Source organism: Streptomyces sp. AC602_WCS936 (genome assembly GCF_019049125.1).
Taxonomy (GTDB): Bacteria; Actinomycetota; Actinomycetes; order Streptomycetales; family Streptomycetaceae; genus Streptomyces.
In genome coordinates this window covers 1-20,231 of sequence record NZ_JAGMUF010000045.1, presented here as the reverse complement: position 1 = coordinate 20,231, position 20,231 = coordinate 1, and the positions used below count along the sequence as shown (strand labels likewise).

20 protein-coding genes are annotated in these 20,231 nt (G+C 68.5%); 11 read left to right on the top strand and 9 right to left on the bottom strand.

What is annotated here, in order from left to right; all coding sequences use genetic code 11:
• Window positions 1-558 precede the first annotated feature (558 nt).
• Window positions 559-1,041, top strand: coding sequence for a replication/maintenance protein RepL (locus KUM03_RS16545; RefSeq protein ID WP_217249326.1), 483 nt, complete (start codon window positions 559-561; stop codon window positions 1,039-1,041).
• A 17-nt stretch (window positions 1,042-1,058) separates the two neighbouring features.
• The gene (locus tag KUM03_RS16540; RefSeq protein WP_217249324.1) at window positions 1,059-1,457 is read left to right on the top strand and encodes a helix-turn-helix domain-containing protein; all 399 of its coding nucleotides are present in this window, start codon (window positions 1,059-1,061) and stop codon (window positions 1,455-1,457) included.
• Window positions 1,458-1,623: 166 nt separating this feature from the next.
• Here the strand turns inward: KUM03_RS16540 and KUM03_RS16535 are convergent, their stop codons facing one another.
• The 8 genes from KUM03_RS16535 to KUM03_RS16500 all read right to left on the bottom strand — a co-directional run bounded on the left by KUM03_RS16535 (window position 1,624) and on the right by KUM03_RS16500 (window position 7,855).
• Window positions 1,624-2,001, bottom strand: coding sequence for a hypothetical protein (locus tag KUM03_RS16535; protein WP_217249322.1), 378 nt, complete (start codon window positions 1,999-2,001; stop codon window positions 1,624-1,626).
• On the bottom strand, window positions 1,998-2,255 hold the full coding sequence (locus KUM03_RS16530) for a hypothetical protein (protein WP_217249318.1): 258 nt from the start codon (window positions 2,253-2,255) through the stop codon (window positions 1,998-2,000). The genes KUM03_RS16535 and KUM03_RS16530 overlap by 4 nt, the downstream gene beginning before the upstream one ends.
• Before the next feature lie 54 nt (window positions 2,256-2,309).
• Window positions 2,310-2,867, bottom strand: coding sequence for an XRE family transcriptional regulator (locus tag KUM03_RS16525; protein ID WP_217249317.1), 558 nt, complete (start codon window positions 2,865-2,867; stop codon window positions 2,310-2,312).
• 6 nt (window positions 2,868-2,873) lie between these two features.
• Entirely contained in the window at window positions 2,874-5,018 is a 2,145-nt protein-coding gene (locus tag KUM03_RS16520) for a DNA-binding transcriptional regulator (protein ID WP_217249316.1), read from the bottom strand.
• Window positions 5,019-5,231: 213 nt separating this feature from the next.
• Window positions 5,232-5,657, bottom strand: a complete 426-nt coding sequence (locus tag KUM03_RS16515; protein WP_217249315.1) for a hypothetical protein — start codon at window positions 5,655-5,657, stop codon at window positions 5,232-5,234.
• A 48-nt stretch (window positions 5,658-5,705) separates the two neighbouring features.
• On the bottom strand, window positions 5,706-6,401 hold the full coding sequence (locus KUM03_RS16510; RefSeq protein WP_217249313.1) for a hypothetical protein: 696 nt from the start codon (window positions 6,399-6,401) through the stop codon (window positions 5,706-5,708).
• Window positions 6,402-7,094: 693 nt separating this feature from the next.
• Complete coding sequence (locus KUM03_RS16505) at window positions 7,095-7,406, bottom strand: replication initiation protein, RepL2 (RefSeq protein ID WP_217249311.1); 312 nt, start codon at window positions 7,404-7,406, stop codon at window positions 7,095-7,097.
• Window positions 7,403-7,855: a MarR family transcriptional regulator gene (locus KUM03_RS16500; RefSeq protein ID WP_217249309.1), complete on the bottom strand. Its 453-nt coding sequence runs from the start codon at window positions 7,853-7,855 to the stop codon at window positions 7,403-7,405. Before KUM03_RS16500 ends, KUM03_RS16505 begins: the two co-directional genes overlap by 4 nt.
• 761 nt (window positions 7,856-8,616) lie before the next feature.
• On the opposite strand from KUM03_RS16500, the gene KUM03_RS16495 reads away from it, so the two are divergent.
• The 5 genes from KUM03_RS16495 (at window position 8,617) to KUM03_RS16475 (ending at window position 14,658) form a co-directional block, all read left to right on the top strand.
• Window positions 8,617-9,882 carry a ParA family protein gene (locus KUM03_RS16495; RefSeq protein ID WP_217249307.1) on the top strand — a complete coding sequence of 422 codons (1,266 nt, stop codon included), beginning with the start codon at window positions 8,617-8,619 and terminating at the stop codon, window positions 9,880-9,882.
• Window positions 9,879-11,141, top strand: a complete 1,263-nt coding sequence (locus KUM03_RS16490; protein WP_217249305.1) for a ParB/RepB/Spo0J family partition protein — start codon at window positions 9,879-9,881, stop codon at window positions 11,139-11,141. Before KUM03_RS16495 ends, KUM03_RS16490 begins: the two co-directional genes overlap by 4 nt.
• A 525-nt stretch (window positions 11,142-11,666) precedes the next feature.
• Complete coding sequence (locus KUM03_RS16485; RefSeq protein WP_254399433.1) at window positions 11,667-12,728, top strand: bifunctional DNA primase/polymerase; 1,062 nt, start codon at window positions 11,667-11,669, stop codon at window positions 12,726-12,728.
• Window positions 12,725-14,260, top strand: coding sequence for a phage/plasmid primase, P4 family (locus KUM03_RS16480; RefSeq protein ID WP_217249302.1), 1,536 nt, complete (start codon window positions 12,725-12,727; stop codon window positions 14,258-14,260). Before KUM03_RS16485 ends, KUM03_RS16480 begins: the two co-directional genes overlap by 4 nt.
• Entirely contained in the window at window positions 14,257-14,658 is a 402-nt protein-coding gene (locus KUM03_RS16475) for a DUF6009 family protein (protein WP_217249300.1), read from the top strand. Before KUM03_RS16480 ends, KUM03_RS16475 begins: the two co-directional genes overlap by 4 nt.
• A 260-nt stretch (window positions 14,659-14,918) precedes the next feature.
• On the opposite strand, the gene KUM03_RS16470 is transcribed toward KUM03_RS16475, so the two are convergent.
• Entirely contained in the window at window positions 14,919-16,862 is a 1,944-nt protein-coding gene (locus KUM03_RS16470; protein WP_217249298.1) for an acyl-CoA dehydrogenase, read from the bottom strand.
• Window positions 16,863-17,231: 369 nt separating this feature from the next.
• On the opposite strand from KUM03_RS16470, the gene KUM03_RS16465 reads away from it, so the two are divergent.
• The 4 genes from KUM03_RS16465 to KUM03_RS16450 form a co-directional block, all read left to right on the top strand.
• Complete coding sequence (locus KUM03_RS16465; RefSeq protein WP_217249294.1) at window positions 17,232-17,912, top strand: ScbR family autoregulator-binding transcription factor; 681 nt, start codon at window positions 17,232-17,234, stop codon at window positions 17,910-17,912.
• Between the two features lie 133 nt (window positions 17,913-18,045).
• Window positions 18,046-19,284: a cytochrome P450 gene (locus tag KUM03_RS16460; protein ID WP_217249293.1), complete on the top strand. Its 1,239-nt coding sequence runs from the start codon at window positions 18,046-18,048 to the stop codon at window positions 19,282-19,284.
• Between the two features lie 147 nt (window positions 19,285-19,431).
• On the top strand, window positions 19,432-19,641 hold the full coding sequence (locus KUM03_RS16455; RefSeq protein WP_217249289.1) for an acyl-CoA carboxylase subunit epsilon: 210 nt from the start codon (window positions 19,432-19,434) through the stop codon (window positions 19,639-19,641).
• A 129-nt stretch (window positions 19,642-19,770) separates the two neighbouring features.
• A partial coding sequence (locus KUM03_RS16450) for a carboxyl transferase domain-containing protein (protein WP_374225327.1) occupies window positions 19,771-20,231 on the top strand: 461 nt, incomplete at its 3' end.

The following is a 20,231-nucleotide window of genomic DNA, read 5'->3' as shown; positions in this document are numbered from 1 at the left end:
GAAGCCTTCAGCGAACAACCAACCCACCCGTCACCACCAGGCACAACCCGCACTGAAAACAAAACACCGAACACTGAAAACCCAAAGCCGACCATCACCCCGCAGGAAGCAGACGACACTGCGCCCCCTCTTTAGTTAAGAGGGCCCCGGCAGAACATGCCTCTGACCTGCAGCTTTGCAAAACGCAATGTCGGTGGCCAATGACATTGGGGGCCACGGAATGTCGGTGCCCACCGTCTTTGGCACACGAAAGTTGCGTCTAACTACAAGACTCGCAAAATACATGCGAGCATCCGCAACTTTAGGCGCTGAGCGTCGTTACCGAACCAGACGTGCCGTGCAGGCCTCAGCCGCCACGGACATCCGACGACACTGACTTTTCGACACAAAACATGTGAACGTCCGCAACTCTTACGGTGAGCAGTACCTGTACATGAGAGGACCATCCACATGGGCGTAGCTGCCCGGTCATTGCGCGGACGCCGCGGAGTACTGCCGCCTCAAAAGCATGACTCTGTGCGAGCCGTAGGCACAGACGGCGGAACAGACCTTGCCCGCTTGATCGCCGAGCAGTTCGGCAAGGGTCCGGTCCACGAGGTCAAAACTGTCGTCTACCGGCGTCCCCCGCACGACATGCTTGGAGCGGACGGGTACTCCCTCGTCAGCAACTACTTCCTGCGCCGGGTCCTGCCCTACTGTCTGATGCACAACATCATCAGCAAGCTTCAGGCCGCTGTTCTGTCCAACATGATCGGTCGGCAGAAGAAGGGCAAGATCTACGTCACACAGTCCGAGATCGCGGCCGAGATCGGCGTGCAACGCACCAGCATCGGCCATGCGCTGACCGCACTGTGCAACAAGAACCTCATCCGCAAGGTCAAGAAGTCCTCCTACCAGCTCAACCCTCGAGTCGCCTACAACGGGAACGGCCAGGAGCAGCTGAATTTCCTGACCGAACTGCGGGCGCTCGTGCTGGACTCCAAGTTCCCCGACGAACTCGCCCCCGAACTCAGTCTGTTTCCCAGGTCTGAGGTCGGCTGACTGAAGGGACCCTCGACATGCTCTTCAACACGACCGGCCTGCTCGGCATGCTCCACCAGCTCCGCCTCACTCCGACTGCGATCGACGTCCTCTCTGTCATGACCAAGCACCAGGACTCGGGCGGCAACGTCGGGATGAAGCAGTCCGAGATCGACCAGATCCTCGGTGTCGGACAGGCCTCCATGAGCAGGGCGATGGCCCTACTCGTCGAGCGCGGCATTGTGCTGCGTTCCGGCGGAGGCCGTGGACACCGATACGCGCTCAACCCCGCCGTAGCCGGATACGAATCACAAACCGAGCTGGAGAAGGCAATGACCGAGCAGCTCGCCATCGGCGGACCACCGCCCATCAAAGTCCCCGGCTACGCCAAACGTCCGCCCAAACCAGGCAAAGGCGGGCTCCACGCGGTCGCCTGACGAGGCCGACCAGATCACCCTCGCGCAGATGCTCAGCCTGAGCCGGGCCGCAGTGAACGCGGCGCCGCGCGACTTGGACCTGGCGCAGCTGGTGAAGAAAGAGCGGGCCGGCGTACGTCGGTGAGCTGCCCCAGATCACCGACGCCGGCTGCACCTGTTTGCTTACTCAGGTGAGGTCGAGAACGCGGACTGCCTCGCCGCTCCAGCGGTCCGGATCCGTGGTGGCGATGACCGCTCCGTCGGGGCGGTCCGCGGTGGGCCGTGCCGCATGGAGGCTGTGTGCGGCCGCCCACGTCCTGTGCCCTGCCACGGCCAGAACAGCGGCAAGATCCAAATCGAGGACCGTGATGCCGGGCAGCGAGGCCAGGTGCTCCGCTGTCCCAGGCCGGGCCCGGTCTGCTTCCACCAACGCGCACGCCGGAACATAGAGGAACCAGTCGGCCTCGACATGAGCACGGTGGATGAGGCGAGAGGCAAGCACATTGCCCTGGCCGACCGCACTCATCGCGGTTTCGTCCAGAACGATGCGCATGGCATCGCTCATCGGCCGGTCATCCGTGCCAGACGACGGTCCAGCTCGCTGTCGAGGTCCTGCTCCTCGGTGGCGGTGGGAGCGTAGCCGTTCCACTCCTTCAGCGCGGCCCGGGCCTTCTCGGCCCGCTCGGCCCGTTCGGCCGGCGTCAGCAGGGTCTGTGCCAGTCGTGCCAGGTAGGCGCGCAGCGACAACCCCTCCGCAGCCGCTATGGCAGCAAGCCGGTCCTTGGCTTCCTCAGGGATGCGAACGTTGGCATCAGCCATCGTTGTACTCCTTCCCGCCTCCCATGGTACGGGTACGTACCCGTACCCATCCAGCTAAAGGCCGATGTCCACCCGGTCGATGTCGGTGAACTCCACACCCAAGCCATGAGCACGCGAGTTGTTGGCGCGGAAGTACATCTCCGCCAGGCCCTCCGCCGCGATGCGCTGAAGCTGCTGCTCCGTGGCGCCCTGCTCGCGAGCGGTGAACAGGCGGTCCGCCCACTCCGGTGGGAGGGCCTGGGTGATGTCGCGGACGCGGGCGTCGTCGGTGGTGCCCGGGGCCGCGGTGAAGCCGAAGCGGGCCCGGGTGGAGAGGACCAGGCCGTCGGTGGTGGAGGCCTTCTTCCTGGCTCTCTCCCGTACCTTCGGCTGCCAGCGTTTCCTGACCTCGCGCTCCATGCGGTCGCGCAGCTCGCGGCGGGGTCGTTTGAGCTGTCCCTTGACGTAGCGCTCCACCGTACGCTGGGAGATTCCGAGGAGCTGGGCGACGGCGCGGGTGCCTTTGAGCTGCTTGACCAAGTACTTCATCTGGGCCTGGGCGCTCTTGGGGATGGGGCGGGTGAACGCCTCCTCCAGTGAGCGGTCCAGGCCGTCCCCGACCGGGTCCACCATCGTCGGCTACTCCCCTTCCCCGGCGGCCGGGTCGGTCTTGATGTGGTTGGTGATGTTGAAGACGCCGCCCTGTTCCTCGAACTGCTCCTCGGCCCACAGGACCGTCCGGGTGCCTTGGTGCTTGACCATGCCCGGGGAGATGCCCAGACGGAACGTGCCGGGTACCGGCTTGCCCTCGGGAGTGTGGGGCAGGACGTCCAGCGGGGAGGGGCCGGGCGAGGGGTAGACGACGGCGTCGGTGCCGATCGCCACCGGGTAGAGGTCGGCCGCGGCCGCGGTCTTCATCAGCTTGCGGTGCAGGCCGATGCGCTGGTTGGCGAGGACGGCGGCTCGGATGTCGGGGCGCCAGGTCTCGCGTTCGAGGGCGGGCCACGGTTCGTAGTACGGGACCTGGCCTCGGTTGCGCTGGCGGAGTTTGCCGATGCCGCCCTTCGCGGTCGCCTTGATGGCGCCGGCGAGGAGGGCCATCGTCGGGTCGGTCTCCCTGGAGCGGGCCATCGCCTGGAGGAACTCGGTGCCGCCCATGCCGGTGGTGACGCCGAGGTCGGCCATGGTGGTGACGTACGCGTCGCGCAGTCGCTTGTACCAGGCGTCAAGGTAGCGGCCGGTGCGGGTGCGCACGTACGCCTCGACGGGTGCGACCTCGTAGCCGAGTTCCACGGCGTAGGCGACGGTGGGGGTGGCGTACCAGGCCGGGCCGGTGGGGCGGTCGCCCTTGGGGGTGAACGGGGAGGGCAGGCGGTCGCCGTCGACCGTGCGGCCGTCGATCTCCACGCGGGAGAGGTCGACGTGGCTGAGGTCGACCAGCCAGGAGCCGGGCAGTGACGGGTCGAAGGGCGGGTTGCCGGTGAGGTGGGTCGGGCCGTTCAGGCCGACGGTCAGGCCGTTGGCGGCCGCGGCGAAGGACATGTTGATGTCGATCGCGACCAGGTACTGGCGCATGCACTCCTCGTCGGTGAGGGGGCGGCACCAGTCGTAGGGCTCCTCCATCAGCATCTCGGCCGGTGTGCGCAGGTGGTGGCGGGCGAACCTGCCCTTCAGAAGGGGGTGTTCATCGGGGACCTCGCACTCCACCACGTCGTACACGGCGGTGAGCGCGTCGTCGTTGAGGGCCCGCGTGAACTCGCCGGTGGCCGGGTCCTTCTCCGCGCGGGTCGGGGGGCGCAACGCGGTCATCAGTTCGAGGCCGGTGACGGCTGCGGTGCCGCGCGGTGTCATCACGCGCTGGGCGTACGCGCCGAGGTAGCGGGCGAGGTCGGCCGGGTGCATCGAGGGCAGTCGCGGGGCGTTCCTGTCGTCCCATTCGCGGGCGTCCAGGGCGTTCCAGGCCGGGATGCACAGCTGGACGCAGTTGCGCTTCGCTCCTTCGGCGGGACGGTAGATCCTCGCCCAGGGGCCCAGTCCGCGCCGGGTCAGTTTCCAGTCGGTCCGGGTGAGCTGTTTGACGGCCTTGTGGCTGTCCGGGAGGCGTCCGGCGCGGCGTTCCTCGTCGGACAGGGCGGTGGGCAGGCCGTAGCGTTCCAGGGCGGCCGTGGTGAGGACGAGGAGCGGGTCGCCGTCGCGGCCGTTGCGGTGGTGGCGTGCCTGGCCGAGCCCGGCTTCGGTCAGGGTCCAGTCGACCAGTGACGGGAGGGACTTGGCGGGTACGTCCAGGACCAGGCCGCCGACGCAGTACGCGAGGACCTGGCCGTCCTCGACGTCGATGACGGCGAGGGGACCGTTCTCGAAGCGTCGGTCGGTGGTCGGCGAGGCCGGCTTCCGTGCGGTCCTTCTCTCTTCCCGGGTCCGGGGCGGCGCGGTCGGCCGGGTGTCGTGCCGCTCCGGTGCGGCGGGGGTCTGGGCGGGGGGTGCCGGCTCCGGCAGCGTCACAGGGTCGGCTCGGAAGCTTTCGGGGGCTTCCTCGGGCGGGAACTGCTGCGCCCAGCCGTCGAGGAGGCGCTGGTATGCCTGGCGACGAGGGGGGCGGGGCTCGGCGCGGCCGGTCTCCCAGTTCTTCACCGATTGCGTCGTCGTCTGCAGCACCTGTGCGAGCCGGGCCTGGGTGATCCCGGCCGCCTCTCTCAGGCGGGCCCGTTCGGCGGGGGCGGGCATCCGCGGCTCACCTGCGAGCAGTGTGTCAACGGCCGCGAACAGTTCTTCTTCCGTCGGCATGGGGCCACTTCACCTCCGCCGTCACCGTATCACTGATTACCCTCCGATTTTGGGGTCCATTTAGCCTTGGATTTAACCTGAACGGCCCCGGTCTGGTTCCTCTCCCCGTTGCCCGTCGGGCGGCACGGGGATGGCTGGGTATAGTGGTGGATACGACCTCTACTCAGGCAATCGGGGCCCCGCCGTTCTCGGCGGGGCCCCGATTTCTTGGGGTCAGGCGACTTGGAGGTTCGGGCGGCCGTCGGCTGCGGGCGGGACGGCGGCGTAGGCGGGCAGTTTCAGGTTGGGGAGGTCGCCCGCCTTGATGCCGGCGATCGCGGACCTGAATGCCGCTTCCATGTCCTGGGTGCTGGCGTACTTCGCGGCCAGGGGGTGCAGCCGGTAGGAGTTCCCCTTGCCCCGGCTGCCCTCCTCGTTCTTCGGCCGCAGCACGATGTTCAGCTCGCAAAGCGGAGCGATGAGGTTACTGACGGCCTGGGGAGTCACGCGGTACTCGGTGGCCATGTCCTTCTGGCGTACGGGGAGGTGGCCCCCGAAGTCGCTGCGGTAGAGCAGGTACTGCAGGAACTTGACCGTGGCCCCGGACACGGGCAGGGCCCAGATGCGTTCGGACACGACCGGTGACATGACGTCAGCCATCGGTACCCCTTCCTCGTACGGCTGGGCGGAGTGCTTGCTGGTGATGTATCACCCGGTCCGCCTTCCCACTCCATAATGCGGGTGCTCGGTGAACCCGAGGTCCAGCTGCTCCTGGTGGCCCTCGGGGCCGATGCCGTGGGGAAAGGCCTCGGGGTCGCGGTCGTGCTGGACGGCGAGTTGTTCGAGGACGGCGTGCTGGGCGTTGCTGTTGCCGTGGAACCACAGGCGCACGTTCAACTGGATCATTCCGTTGCCGAGCTGCTCGATCCACTTGTAGCCCACCAGTGCCTTGATGGCGCGGTTGACCGTGGAGCGCGTGATGCGCTTGCCGTCCTTGTGGGCAGCGAGCTTGTTGAGGCCGTCGGTGATCTCCTGCTGGGTGTACTGGGCGACGCCCGTGCCGCGTTGCTGCGCGCCAGCGACGTAGAGGAACACGCACAGCTGCGACTTGGTGATGGAGTTGGCGACGGCGAGTTGGGCCAGGAGCTGGGTGAACCAGTTCGATGCCAGGCTGTAGCCGGCTTCTCCAGCCATGTCGTGGACGGCCGTGTGGGCGGGTTCGTACTCGAACGTGACGTTCTTGAGTTTGCGGCGGCCGCGAGGGTCGCTGCTCTGGGCGGGTTCCCCGAGGTGGTCTCCGAGTTGCTCTCCGAGGACCTGGAGGAGGTCGTCGAAGCCCGCGTCGCTCGATGCGGCGTCAGGGACGGCTCGGGGCCGTCGGCGAGCTGGTGGATCGGCTGTCACAGGACCTCCTTTGATACTCAGGCGGTCCAGAGACTAGCCCAAAAATCAAGCAGCGCTTGTCTTTTGCTCAGATGGCGCGCCGCCGTGACACTTCGTTCGCCCCGCGGGCCGAGAAGGGCGAGAAAAATCAACAGTAGCTTGATTCAGCTTCGAAAGCCGCTGCGAGACTCAAGCCTGACTTGATTAAGTGTGCCGCAATGACGACACGTCCAAGCGTATGCTCAGCCCCTCGAATCCCGTGTCGGCGGGTGCGCGCGAGGGGCTGTGACCTGGGGTGTTGCGCCGCCTCGACAGGCGGTACGGGAAATCAAGCACAGGTTGATTTCTGCCCTCGAATGTGACCGCCAGATTGACATTCCATCAGGGCAAATGTGCTCCCCAGGACACCATACGTCCAGCAAAACCGCAGGTCAGAGGCCTATAAGCGGCGCGTCCTCTTTCTAAAGAGGGTCGAGGAGGGCGAAGCAGTCCCCCGACTCCCGTGCGGCAGTGAACTGATCGCCCATCACTGACCTCGACCCCAGAAAGGCAACCCCCACGGTGTGGTACTCGACCGTCGGCGGGCGGAGGTACCTGCACCACCCACGAAGCTCAGCCACGCCAATCAGTGAAAGTGTCTGAGCGTCATCGAGGACGTCCTGTGCGCCGTACCTCATGTACCTGACGTCAATGAGGTACGGCGCACAGGACGTGTCAGGTTGCGCGGCGGAGCTGGACTACGACGTTCTCCCCCAGCTGCTTGGGGTCGACCCGGTAGTACTTGATGTGTCCGATCTTCCCTGTCTCCTCGAGCCAGCCGGCCTCGATGACCTGCTTGCGGGTGCGCGAGAAGACCGGTGGGGACATGCCGACGAGCTTCGCCAGGTTGGCGGCCGTCTCCAGGACGGCGCCGGATCGGTCGGTGGGATGCAGCGCGTACAGCATGACGACGAGACGCTGGTTGGCCGTCATGCCGACCGTGGCCCGGAGGAGATTCAGGTTCTTCTGCTTGTCGTCGCTGGTCACTGGGCCTCCCACCGTGCGGGGGTCTTGTCGTCGAAACCGGGGATGTCCGGGGGGTTGCACGTCTTCACCGCTTCACGCTGTTCCAACCCTGTTCCATGGAACGCAATGTACGGGCTGATGCGGTAGAAGTTGTAGTTGCCGATGCGTCCTCGGACGATCAGGATGCGGTGTTTGAGCAGCTTCCTGTTGATTTTCCCTACGGCGTCCGTGGACATGCCCACGCGTTTGGCGATGTCCGCGCCCGTCGCCCTCAGGGGGTCCATTCCCTCGGGTGAGACGCCGATCCACCACAGGACCAGGAACTTCTGGCTGGGCGTGAACGCCTTGGACTCGGTGATCGCCTCCACGCGGGTCTTGTCGACCTGTGTATGTCTGCCGGCGAAGGCGTACGGCGCGTAGGGGACCGGTTCGCCGGTGTCGGCGTCGACCAGTCTGCGTACAGCTCCCAAAAGGCACTCCCCGCGTGGGCTCTGACGGTGATCACAGAGACGGCCTCTGGGCCGACCAAATGAACTTAACGCACATGATCAGGAAGTCAATCAACCGCGCCTGGAGGTCGTGTCCTTGCTGGGCGGGACATCGAAGGCAGGCCGTCGAGCGAGGCGGTTCCGCAGCAGCGGAAGGCGTGAGAGGGAGCCTTGGGCCGTCACGAGACATGTACGTGAGGTCAATCTAGGGGGTCCGTAGGAACCGGGCACCCAGTTCCTAGGAACGCCCTGTACGGCTGACGGAACTGCCTGGCAGTTCTGCCGATCTGGGTGGAGTCGGGCCTTTCTGCAGGTCAGCGGCAGTATGGAGCAGGCGCGCTCTCTTACATGGTTGAGGTCCGTTCCGCGCTGCCTGCACTCCCCCACCACGCTTCAGGACTCCCCCGTTCCCCGCCCGCTCTGAACCCGCACCACGGAAAGTCAGCCGGGACGGCGCCGCACTCGGACGGTCAGGTGCGCGTGTGCCTCCGGCAACCAGGACGGACCGTCACCACGCCTTCGAGGAAACACGGTCTGGACCGGCAGCCGACAAGGAACGGAAGGTGGCACACGCGCGGAGAGCTCTGGTGGCGGGACACGCTGGATCGCAGGCGTGACCCCTCAAGTGATTACGGCGTAATCACCCGGGCCCGAGGGCTGGTCGGAGGGGTGAGAGGACACGAGCAGAGATAACTAACGTGTCGGTGACCAAATGGATCATGAACGTTAGTATGGTTACCTCCATGACTTCGTCAGCTGCTTCCAGCGACCGGGAGAAGGTCGTATCCAAACTGCCGGGTTGGCTTCGGCAGAGCCTCAAGGTCAGAGCCGCCCAGCACGGCATCGAGATCCAGACCGCGGTCGAGCAGAGCATCAGGGACTGGTGCGACCTCGCCTCCACTACGGCTGCCGTGGACACCTCGGGCGCCGATTCGTTCTCCACGTTCCTGCCTCCCGGGCAGTGGGAGAACTTCCGTCAGACCACCGCCGACCGTCGGGTGTCCCTCATTCAGGGGCTGGCCCAGTCGATCCAGTTGTGGCTCGATTCGAACCCGGCCCCGCATGTCGCTCGCCCCGAGATCACGCGTCGCGTCATCGTGTGCAACCAGAAGGGCGGCGTCGGGAAGACCGCCATCACAGCAGGCCTGGGCGAGGCGCTCGCCGAGGACTCGAACACGCTCTATCCCGCCCGCGTCGCGAAAGCCCTGACGAAGGCCCTGCGTGACAGCGAGGTCCAGGACGAACACGTCGAGGCAGGCACCGACCTGTTCGACATCGAGAATCTGCCCGGGCCTGGGCAGCAGGTGCTGCTCGTCGACTTCGACCCGCAGTGCCACCTCACCAACCAGCTGGGCGCCGCTCCCCTGCCCATGAACGGTGACAGCCTCACGAACCACATGGCCGGCGATCCCAAGGGCGAGCTGCGGGACCTGATCGTCTCCATCGACGACGAGGCCTTCGAGGGGCGGCTGCATCTCCTGCCCGCCTGCAACGACGCCTTCCTGCTCGACGTGCGCCTGTCTGCGGTCCGAGCCCGGGAGGCCGCGCTGGAGCGGGCACTTGCGCCGCTGGAGAGTGATTACGACGTAATCATCGTCGACTGCCCGCCGAGCCTCGGTCTGAGCATGGACGCCGCCGCCTACTACGGCCGACGCCGTGACGGAGAGAAGCCCGGGCAGTCCGGTGCGCTGATCGTGGTCCAGGCCGAGGACAGTTCGGCCGACGCCTATGAACTCCTCACCACGCAGATCGACGACCTGCGAGGGGACCTCCAGGTCGACATCGACTACCTCGGCATCGTCGTCAACCTCTACGACTCACGGCGCGGTTACATCGCCACGTCCTCCTTGCAGGGGTGGGTGGACATAAAGGATCCGAGGGTGGTCGGGCTGATCGGTGATCTCAAGGAACAGAAGGAAGCCGTGCGGGTGAAGAAGCCGCTGCTGTCCTACGCACCCAAGTCGCAGCAGTCGATCGGGATGCGCGCACTGGCCCGGGAGGTGTTGTGAGCAGCAAGGCCAATCAGCTGGGTGCCGGTCGTTTCGGTGGGGGAGTGCGGTCCGTCAGTGCTCGCCGGCAGGCGGTTGCGGCCGCCACCGGTGTCCCGACCGACGGTGTGACTCCGCCGACGGAGCTGCCTCCGCACCGGATCAGTCCGAACCCGGACAACCCCCGGTCCAGCCTCGGCGACCTCACCGACCTTACGGGCAGCCTGAAGACCCACGGTCAGAAGCAAGCGATCACGGTGATGAACCGGGACGCCTACGTGAAGGCCAACCCGGAGCGCGAAGCCGACCTGGAGCCGGACACGACCCATGTCGTCATCGACGGCAGCAGCCGCCTGGCCGCAGCCCGGGAGGCGGGGCTCGCCACCGTCAAGGTGATGGTCAGTGACGACCAGGGGACGTCTTCCGAGGAGCTGCTCGAGTCGGCGCTCGTCGCCAACATCCACCGTCAGGACCTCGAAGAGCTCGACGAAGCACGGGCGTTGCAGCGGCTGCTGGCCATCCACGGCAGCCAAAGGGCACTGGCCAAACGTCTCCACCGCTCCCAGGGCTGGGTGTCGCAGCGGCTCTCTCTGCTCAACCTGACACCTGAACTCCAGGCCCGTATCGGGGAAGAGCCCATCGACCTGCTTCGCGCGGTGGGCAACAGGCCGCAGGAGGAACAGGAGGCCGCCCTGGCGGAGCTGAAGGCCGAGCGTGCGCGCAAGGAGGCGGCGAAGCAGGCGGTCAAGGAGCGCGAGGAACCGCAGGGGAGTGGTGCAGAACAGCAGGGGCCTACGGTGGCCCACGCCCCGCAGGGAGCCGTGCAGGCCCCTTCGCCCTTGCCCGGCCAGACCTCGGCACCCGAGTCAGAGCCCGAGCCCCCGGCCGAGGCCGGGTCCGCGGTCCAGGCCGGGTCCGCGGCCGAGGCCGGGCCCGCGGCCGAGGCCGCGCGGAAGCGGCCGCTCGACGCTGAAAGTGATTACGACGTAATCAGAGGCCGGGGGGCACAGCAGGTGTCGGCCGGTTCCCGGGCAGCCGAGGAGCAGACGGCCCGGCGGCCGGAGACGGTCCCCGAGCCGCGCGCCGACAGTACGCCGGCCGAGCCCGGTCCGGTGGCGGGCGACGTTCGTGGCCCACGGAAGCTCCCGTACGACGATGGTGCGTTTCTCGCCATGCATCTCATCCGCAAGATGAGCGACGTCGAGTTCGACAAGATGCTGAGCATCCTCAACGAGCACCAGCACAAGCGGGACTCGGTGGGTGATGCCGCCAGCCGGTGAGGGTCTGGATGTTCTCTGCAGGGTCGCTTGAGTCGCTGTCCGGCGGGCGGGTGCGTGTGGGCAGCGACTGAGGAAGAGCGACCGAACGGGACCTGGGTAGCTGTCGGTCACTGATGAGAACCAGCAGGTCAGCGCGGTACGTTGCAGGAATCAGCGACTGAAGCGACTCAAGGTCCGGGTATATGGAGACATTGGCGCGTGTGCGTGCGTGCGCGTGTGTGCGTCATATATGGAGACCTTGAGTCGCTTCAGTCGCTGTTCTTGGGTTACTGGGTCTGTGAACTGGGGTTTCGCGGAGCGGCGGAAAAGCTACCGAAGGCGCCTCGGTAGCTGGGCGGGTTCTGTTTCGGTCGCTGGGCCCGGTACGGCTTGTTCGCCGGTGATCGAGACGGCGGCGATGTTTGTCGTCCCATGGACCGCTCGCTGCCCACCCGCTTCGCTAGTCTGTCCTCGTTGCTCAGTCGCTTGGGTCGCTGACGGGGGGTGCGGATGGCCTCTGAGCTGCAGGAGTCCCATAGCCATGCGATGCGTTGGGCTCCTGGGGAACGGTCGCTGGCCATCGCTCGGTGGTGTGCCGGCCGGGGCTGGCCCGTGCATCCGCTCGCTCCGGGGCGCAAGACCCCTGCGGGCAACTGCGACGCCTGCCGGGCGTCGGGGCACACTCACCGGGGGTGCGGCTGCCCGGCGGCCGGTCGCTGGTGCCACGGGTTCCACGCCGCCACCCTCGACCACGCCCGCATCGAGCAGTGGTGGGGTGCCGGCCCGCGCCTGGGCGTCGGGATCGCCTGCGGTCCCGCAGGTCTGGTAGTGCTCGACATCGACGCGCACGAGCGCCATCTGCCGCAGCGGGACCGGCTGTTGCCCGGCGTCCGTATCGACGAGAGCGTCGATCTGACGGGACTGGCCAACGGCTTCCACACGATCGGAGTACTGGCCGCTCTGCGGGGTTGCGCGAGCCCGGCGGACGACACCACCACCCTGCGGGTCCGCACGCCCTCGGGAGGCCTGCACGTGTGGTACCGGGCCCACCGGGGTCACCGCTGGCAGTGCTCCACCGGCTCGGGCGGGCGGGCGCTTGCCTGGCAGGTCGATGTACGGGCGCACGGCGGTTACATCGTTGCCCCCGGGACCGTCACCGAGGCGGGGAGGTACGTACCCGTGGGCGACGTGCGGGAGCCCGCGCTGTTGCCGGCCTGGCTCGCCCGTGAACTGGAGCGCACCGGCCATCTGCCGCCCGCGCACGTCTCCGTGCCCCGGCCGGTACCGCCACGGGCGCGTCAGGCCGTCCTGGCGGCCGGTGGCGGCCGGGCCGGGACGAGCGGCCCCCTGACCCCGTTACTCGCCGAGGTGGCCGCCTGTGCCGTCGTACCCGAGGGGGCGTCCTTCTCCGAGAAGCTGAACCGCGCCGCGTTCACCGCCGGGGGACTGGTGGCCGCCGGACGGCTGGACGCGGGGGAGGCGGAGCGTCTGCTGCGGGAGACGGCCGAGCTGGCCCGCCCGGGGCAGCGGCGGCGTTACGCGGCCATCATCCGCAGCGGTCTGAACGCGGGCGTGCGGCGCCCTCTGCACTTAGGAGGCCGTGCATGACGCCAGGAGACGACGACACCCTCTTCGACCCGCAGGCGATCGCCGCGCAGATCCTGCTCACCCAGCCCGAGCAGCCGCCCCGGGCGAACGGCGCCCACGGCCTGGACGCCGATGTGCCGGGCCGGTCCCCGACCGCGCAGGGGGAGGCCATCGCCGACGGGCTGCTGCCGGACACCCTCAGCGACCGCGGCAACGCCAAGCTGTTCGTCAAGCTGTACGCCGGTGACTACCGGCACGTCCCCGGACTCGGCTGGTTCCGGTGGGACAGCACCCGCTGGCTGATCGACGAGGACGACACTGTGATGTGGGCGGCCGGCGACCTGGCCGAGTCGCTGGCGACCACCGATCCGCGCGGCCACTTCACCACCTCGGCGCTGCAACAGCACCGGCGGCGGGCACTGAGCACCAGCGGCATGAACGCGATGCTCACCCAGGCCAGGTCCGCGCCGGGCATGGTGCTCAACGCGGCGCTGCTGGACGCCGACCCGTACGCGCTGTGCACCCCGGGCGGCGTCGTCGACCTGCGTACCGGCGCGATCCGCACGCCGGAGCCGGACAAGGACTTCCACTCCCGGTCCACCACCGAGGCCCCGGAGCCGGTGCCGACCCCGCGCTGGCACCGGTTCCTCACCGACACCTTCGGTGACGGCCCCGAGGGCGCGGAGATGATCGACTTCCTGCACCTGCTGCTCGGTTACTCCATCACCGGGGACGTCGGCGGACAGGTGATGCCGTTCCTGTTCGGCTCGGGCAAGAACGGCAAGTCGGTACTGCTCGACGTGCTGATGAAACTCCTGGGCGACTACGCCGACGCGGCGCCGCCCGGGTTCCTGATGGCCCGGCCGTACGAAGGGCATCCCACCGATCTTGCCGAACTGCACGGCCGGCGCGTCATCGTGTGCAGCGAGGTCAAGCCGGGCGACCGTTTCGACGAGGCCCGTGTGAAGCTGCTGACCGGCGGCGACCGCATCAAGGCCCGGCGGATGCGGCAGGACTTCTTCAGCTTCGCGCCGACCCACAAGCTCTGGTTGCTGGGCAACCACCGGCCCGAGGTCGGCACGGGCGGCTTCGCGTTCTGGCGCCGGATGCGCCTCATACCGTTCGAGCGCGTGGTGTCCGACGGCCACAAGATCGACAACCTGGCGGACATCCTCGTCACCGAGGAGGGGCCGGGCATCCTCAACTGGCTCATCGTGGGCGCACGCCGCTATCTGGCGGGGGAGAAGGACCTCACCGGCCCCGAGCGGGTGCGGATCGCCACGACGGCCTATGCCGAGACGGAGGACCACACCGGCCGGTTCCTGAGCGAAGCGTGCCGACTCGAGCCCTCTCTGCGGGCGGAACAGGCGCATCTCTACGCCGCTTACAAGACCTGGTGTCAGAATGAGGGGGCCCCGGCGGTCTCGTCCCGGGCCTTCGCGGCGCGGGTCCGTGAGGTGGTGGGACTCGCCTCGCCCAAGGAGATGATCCTGTCCAACCAGCGGAAGTACTACCCGGGTATCGGACTGGTCGCCGACGAGGAGGCAGCATGAGCGCCCTCATCGCAGAGGACGAGATCTTCCACGAGGCCGAGCTCGTCTGGCTGGAGGACACAGCCGCGCTCGACTACGTCCGCCAGAGCCTGGACCGGCTGCCGACCCGGCGCGGCAGGCCCGCCTACCACCGTGACGGGCGCATGGTCGGATACGCGCTGCTCGGGCCGCAGGCCAAGCCGTCCCGTTCGTCCGGCACCTTCCGCCGCCGGGTCTTCTGGCTGCTGCCGCACGACCGCGACACCGACCCTCAAGGCCTGTACGCCACGGGCGCGCCCGCGGAAGCGGTCGACCCGGGGACGCTGGCGCCGGGCCGCAAGGGACGCAAGACCGAACGCTCGGAGGGCGGCCCCCTGTCGCCGGCCGTGGGGGAGTTGGGCGACACACTGCCGCTGTGAGCGACGCTGCGGGCAGCCGAAGGCAGGCGTGGGCAGGCGTGGGCGATGCCGTGCGTCGGCGGATCCCCGTGTACGCCGGGTGCGGGCAGGCGGTTCTCTCGCGTCCGGGCGTTTCCGTGCAGGCGGTTGGTGTGCGCGGGCGGGACGGGGGTGGGGCGAGGGTGTGCGGGCGGGACGTTGAGGCGGGCCGCCGCCGTGGTGGGCGGCGACCCGCGTGGTGTTCCGTCCGGCCGGGTGGCCGGTCCGGACGGCGGGGCCGGTCAGACGGTGACGGCCTCGTCGTCGCTCTCGGGAATCAGCCGGTCGAACTCGTCGAGGTGCGAGGGCCCGGCCAGCGGTATGGACGCCAGGAACTCGTCCGGCAGGTCGAAGGCGTCCACGAGCGTTGTCATCTGCGGAGCCAAGGCCTCGACGGTGTCCTCCAGCACACCGGGCAGAGCCTGCACCTGAGAGGCCGTCAGGTGGCCGGCGGCGAGCAGGTCCCCGCTGTACTCGCCCAGTTGAGCCAGGAGGAACAGCCGGCACAGCTGCTCCAGCAGCGCGCGTGCCGTGGGGTCCGTGGCCTGCGCGACCGCCCCCAGGAAGGCGTCGGCGGCCTGCAGGCGGGCGTGCGCCTCGACCATTCGCAGCGCCGACGAGGAGGCGGCGTTCCACCGGCCGAGCGGATCGCCGGCGGGACCGTTGCGCAGTTCCTTGCGGGCCCGGGCCTGCCACAGGGACTCGGCGTGCCCGAGCAGTTCGCGCAGGAAGGCCGTGTCGGTCAGGTCGTGCCGCCCGGGAACCGCGGCGCCGGTGGACGGGCCGCCGCAGTGGCCGAAGAGCATCTCGGCGGCGGCCTTCCCCCAGATCACGAGGTTGTCACCCTCGGCGGTGATGGTTCCCTCGGTGTACTGCGGGAAATCGGCCAGGCCGTTGACGGAGAACAGGCCGTGGGCGCCGCACCGTTCGCGGGCCTCGATGGTGATGTTGCGGGCCTGCCAGGTGATCCAGCCCTTGGCGATCGCCACCAGGCGTTCCGCCTCGGCACGCTCCTCGGGGGCGTGGCCGGCCCAGCGAGCGGTCACCGAGCGGTGCAGGAAGGTCATGGCGTAGGCCGTGGCCAGTCCGTGCAGAAGCCTGCTGTGATGGGTGCGATGGGCGTGCAGGGGCACCTGCTCGCCGGCGCGGGGCCCGCTGATGCGGCGGTGCTGGGCGTAGCGCACGGCGATGGCCAGGGCGGCGCGCGAGGCGCCGACGGCGGCGCCGCTCATGCAGAGTTTGCCCGTGGTGACCCGGCCGATGGACAGCAGGAACCGCTTGCGCCGGTTGCCCAGGCTGCTGCTGAACTCGCCGTCGCCGGTGAGGTGTCCGTGCTCCGCCTCCAGCAGGGCGCTGCGGGGGAGGACGACGCGGTCGAAGGCCGTGAGGCAGTGGTCCACGGGAGCACCGGCCCGGTAGGGCAGGCGGCGGACCCGGATGCCCGGGAGCGTGCCCTGGGCGTCGCTGAGGGGCGTCAGGAAGAGGAAGACTCCCTGGTCCTCGCCGTCCACCAGGAGGCGGGCGGCCACCACGGCGCTCTTCGGGCCGCCGGTCAGGCTGGTGTTCGGCATGAACTTCTGCGCCCCGGGGTGGGGCGTGTGCAGGACGAACCCGCCGGTGCTCCGGTCGAACTCGGCGGTCGTCTGCAGTGCGCAGGCGTCGTTGCCGTGGGCGAGTTCGGTGCACAGGAACGTACCGGTGCGTTGCAGCGCCGTGAACTCCGTCAGATCGCGCGGCGAGCCGCCCTCATGGTCCAGCAGACTGCCGAGGAACAGGTTGTAGTGGATGCTCGCGAGCGTGCACAGGCCCCCGCCGCCGTGCACGATCGCCGCCCATTCGTGCAGCCCCGCCAGGAGCTGCGGATCGCGCGCCAGGTCCTCGGCGCGACGGAGTCTGTCGTTCACCGCGCGCAGCCGCTCGTAGGAGAGTGCGGCCTGTTCGGCGGGCGACAGCCCATCTCTGTGACGAAACGATTCGTCGGAGATGAGTTCGCGCCAGGGGCGATGCACACGGTCCTGGTCACCGCCGTCGAAGAGCAGTCGGATCAGGTCCGCGACGGTGTGCGACTGCTCGGTCAGTGCAGGGACGAGGTTCTCGACTCCCGGAAAGCCGCTCAGGGAGGGCGGCTCGTGGCGGTCCGGGACAACGCCGACCGGGGAAGCCTGGGTGATGGTCAGTACGGTCATGCTCTCTCCGCGTGGTCGTCGAGCGACAGTGGGAAGCACACGACGGCAAAGATACGAACCCACCGGTTTTCTTTTCAAGGCACTTCGGCGCTCGTAAAAGTGACGTAGGTCACGTGTAGGCCCCCAAGTGCGGGGAGAAGTGCCACTTGAGAAGGGGCATTCCGCTTCATATGCCAGGATCGTGCGGGGGCGTTGAAAAACCGGTTAGCAGGTTTTATTCTCCTGGCATCCGGTCCTGGCCACGTACAGGGGGTGTGTCGCATGGCGCGTGTCGACGCCGGTAACGGCGTGATTCTCCGCCAGGCATACTGGTAAGATACATACCTGCCGGTTTTTTCTCGGACGCGGCAGGAGCGGTGGAGGTGTTCGATGGCGCAGCAGGAGCGGGCGGTCAGGACTCGGAAGGCCATCCTGACGGCAGCCGGCGAAGTGTTCGACGAGGTCGGATACGAGGCGGCGACCATCTCCGCGATCCTGCAGAGAGCGAAGGTCACGAAGGGCGCTCTCTACTTCCACTTCGCGTCCAAGGAGGAGCTGGCCCAGGCGGTGCTGGCCCAGCAGCTGACCTGGCTGCCGACGGTGCCGCACCGGGAGCTGGCCCTGCAGCAAGGGCTGGACGAGGCACTGCTGCTCGCCCACATGCTCGCCGACGGTGACCCCTTGGTCCGCGGCAGCGTACGGCTGACCGTGGAACAGGGATCGCCGCACGACGGCCTGGACCGGCAGGTGCCGATGGCGGGGTGGATCGAGCACAACACCAAGATCCTTACCGAGGCCCGCGACAACGGGGAACTGCTGCCCGGCGTCGACGTGGTCGCCGCGGCCCAGATGTTCGTCGGCGCCTTCACCGGCGTGCAGATCCTCTCCAAACTCATGACGGGCCGCACCGACGTCGTCCAGCGCGTGGCGGACCTGCAGCGCCATCTCATGGCGGGCATCGCGGTCCCCGCCGTGCTCGTTCAGCTGGACTTCTCGCCGGAACGAAGCGCGCGCGTGTACGAGGAGGCCGTGGGGGCGGGCCGGCAGGCCGAGCCCCTGGGGGTGGACTGAACCGCCGAACGCGGCAGTCCGTCGCCGTCTCCCTGTGGGGTCACGCCCCCGTCGTGCGCGCCTGAGCTCCAACGCGGTTCATCACGCACGCGAACGCGGTGCGACACGCAACCATCACACAGGGGGTACGACGATGGAACTGACGACCTGTCCCTATGCCTTGGACGTCACGGGCAGCGACCTCGCCGGAGAGGCCGCCATGCTGCGGGCCCAGGGGCCGGCGGTGGAGGTCGAACTGCCCGGCGGTGTCAGGGCATGGGCAGTCGTCCGGCAGGAGCAGGTGGAGCGGCTGCTGACCGACCCGCGCGTGTCGAAGAACGCGCGGCAGCACTGGCCGGACTTCATCGAGGGCCGGATCACCGAGGCCTGGCCCCTGTACTCGTGGGTGGCCAACGAGAACATGCTCTTCGCCTACGGCAAGGAGCACACCCGGCTGCGGCGACTGGTGGCGGGGGCCTTCACGGCCCGGCGCTCGGAGGCGCTGCGCCCGCGCGTCAAGGAGATCGTCACGGAACTCCTGGACGACCTGGAGACCGCCGCGGCGGGCGGTGCGCCGGTCGACGTGCGCCGGCTCTTCGCCGAACTGCTGCCCATGCGTGTCATCTGCGAACTCTTCGGTGTCGCGCAGGGCGCCGACACGGACGAGCTGTCCGCGGCGCTGCACACCGTCTTCAGCCCGTCGTTGGGCGCCGAGGAGATGGAGGCCGCGCGGATGAAGGCCTTCGGGCTGCTGGCCGCCATCGTGGCGGAGAAGCGGGCGCGGCCCGGCGACGACCTCACCAGCTCCCTGATCGAGGCCCGTGACCAGGGCGACCGGCTCAGCGAACACGAACTGCTGGGCACCCTGTACCTGATGATCGCCGGTGGCCAGGACACCACCGCCACCCTGATCGCCAACGCGACGGGCGCCCTGCTGAGCCACCCCGAGCAGCTGGAGCACATCCGCGCCGGACGCGCCGACTGGGCCGACGCCGCCGCCGAGGCCATGCGGGTGCACACCCCCGGGGCCTACTCGCCGATGCGGTTCGCGGTGGAGGACATCGACCTGGACGGGGTGCACATCAAGCAGGGCGACCCCATTCTGGTCAACTTCGCGGCGGGCGGCCTCGACCCGGAGCGGTACGGGGAGGACGCCGCGGAATTCGACGTGCTGCGCACCGGTCGCGACACCCTCGGTTTCGGCCACGGGGTGCACCGGTGCATGGGGGTCCCGCTGGCCCGGGTGGAGGCGGCGGAGGCCCTGTCGGCCTTCTTCGGGCGCTTCCCGGACGTGCGGCTGGCCTGCCGTCCCGACGAGCTGGAACCCATGCCGACCTTCCTGATGAACGGGTACCGGTCGGTTCCCGTGTGGCTGCGCCCGGCCACCGTCTGACCGGCGCCTTCCCCAGGAGCGGACACCCCCGAGCTCCGCGGCCGTCGCCGGCCGCGGAGCTCGGCGCTTTCCACGTCCCGCTCGAGCGGGGCTGAGGTACTTCTGTAGCGCGATGCCGCACGGTGGCCGGGGTCGAGAGGAGCGGACATGGGCGAACCGGACGCCTCGGGGCTCGCGTTGCGCATCGAGCGTGGACGGGCCGGCGAGGCCGAGCTGGCCGCGGTGGCGGTCGTGCTGTGCTCCGTGCTGGCCGGGCGGCGTGCGGCAGAGCACGGAGAGGGGACGCCTGACGTCCCGTCGTGGCGGCGGCCGGAACGGTCCGCCGCGGCCTATCGCTCCCCGTACAGCTGGCGATAAGGCCACTCGAGCGCCGGCCGCGGGCCGGCAGGCACTTTTCCATGGCTGATTCATGTGCGTGGCCACGTATACCTCTTATAAACCGCGCAGGCGGTTTGTTATTCTGGTCTCCGTTCTTCGGTCGCGCCCATGAGGGAGGGAGGCATCGTGACAGTCCTCAATGACGTTCCCCAGGTGTCCGCGGAGCCCTCGGGCGCGCGCGGGCGGGTCGCCGAGCTGCACGAGATCCGTGCGCAGGCACTGGCCGGACCGGGCGAGAAGGCGACGGCGGCGCAGCACGCCAAGGGCAAGCTGACCGCGCGGGAGCGTATCGAGCTGCTTCTGGACCCGGGGTCGTTCCGGGAGGTCGAGCAGTTGCGCCGGCACCGGGCGACCGGGTTCGGGCTGGAGAGCAAGAAGCCGTACACGGACGGTGTGATCACCGGCTGGGGCACGGTCGAGGGCCGTACGGTCTTCGTCTACGCGCACGACTTCCGGATCTTCGGGGGTGCGCTGGGCGAGGCCCACGCCACGAAGATCCACAAGATCATGGACATGGCCATCGCGGCGGGTGCGCCGCTGGTGTCGTTGAACGACGGCGCCGGCGCCCG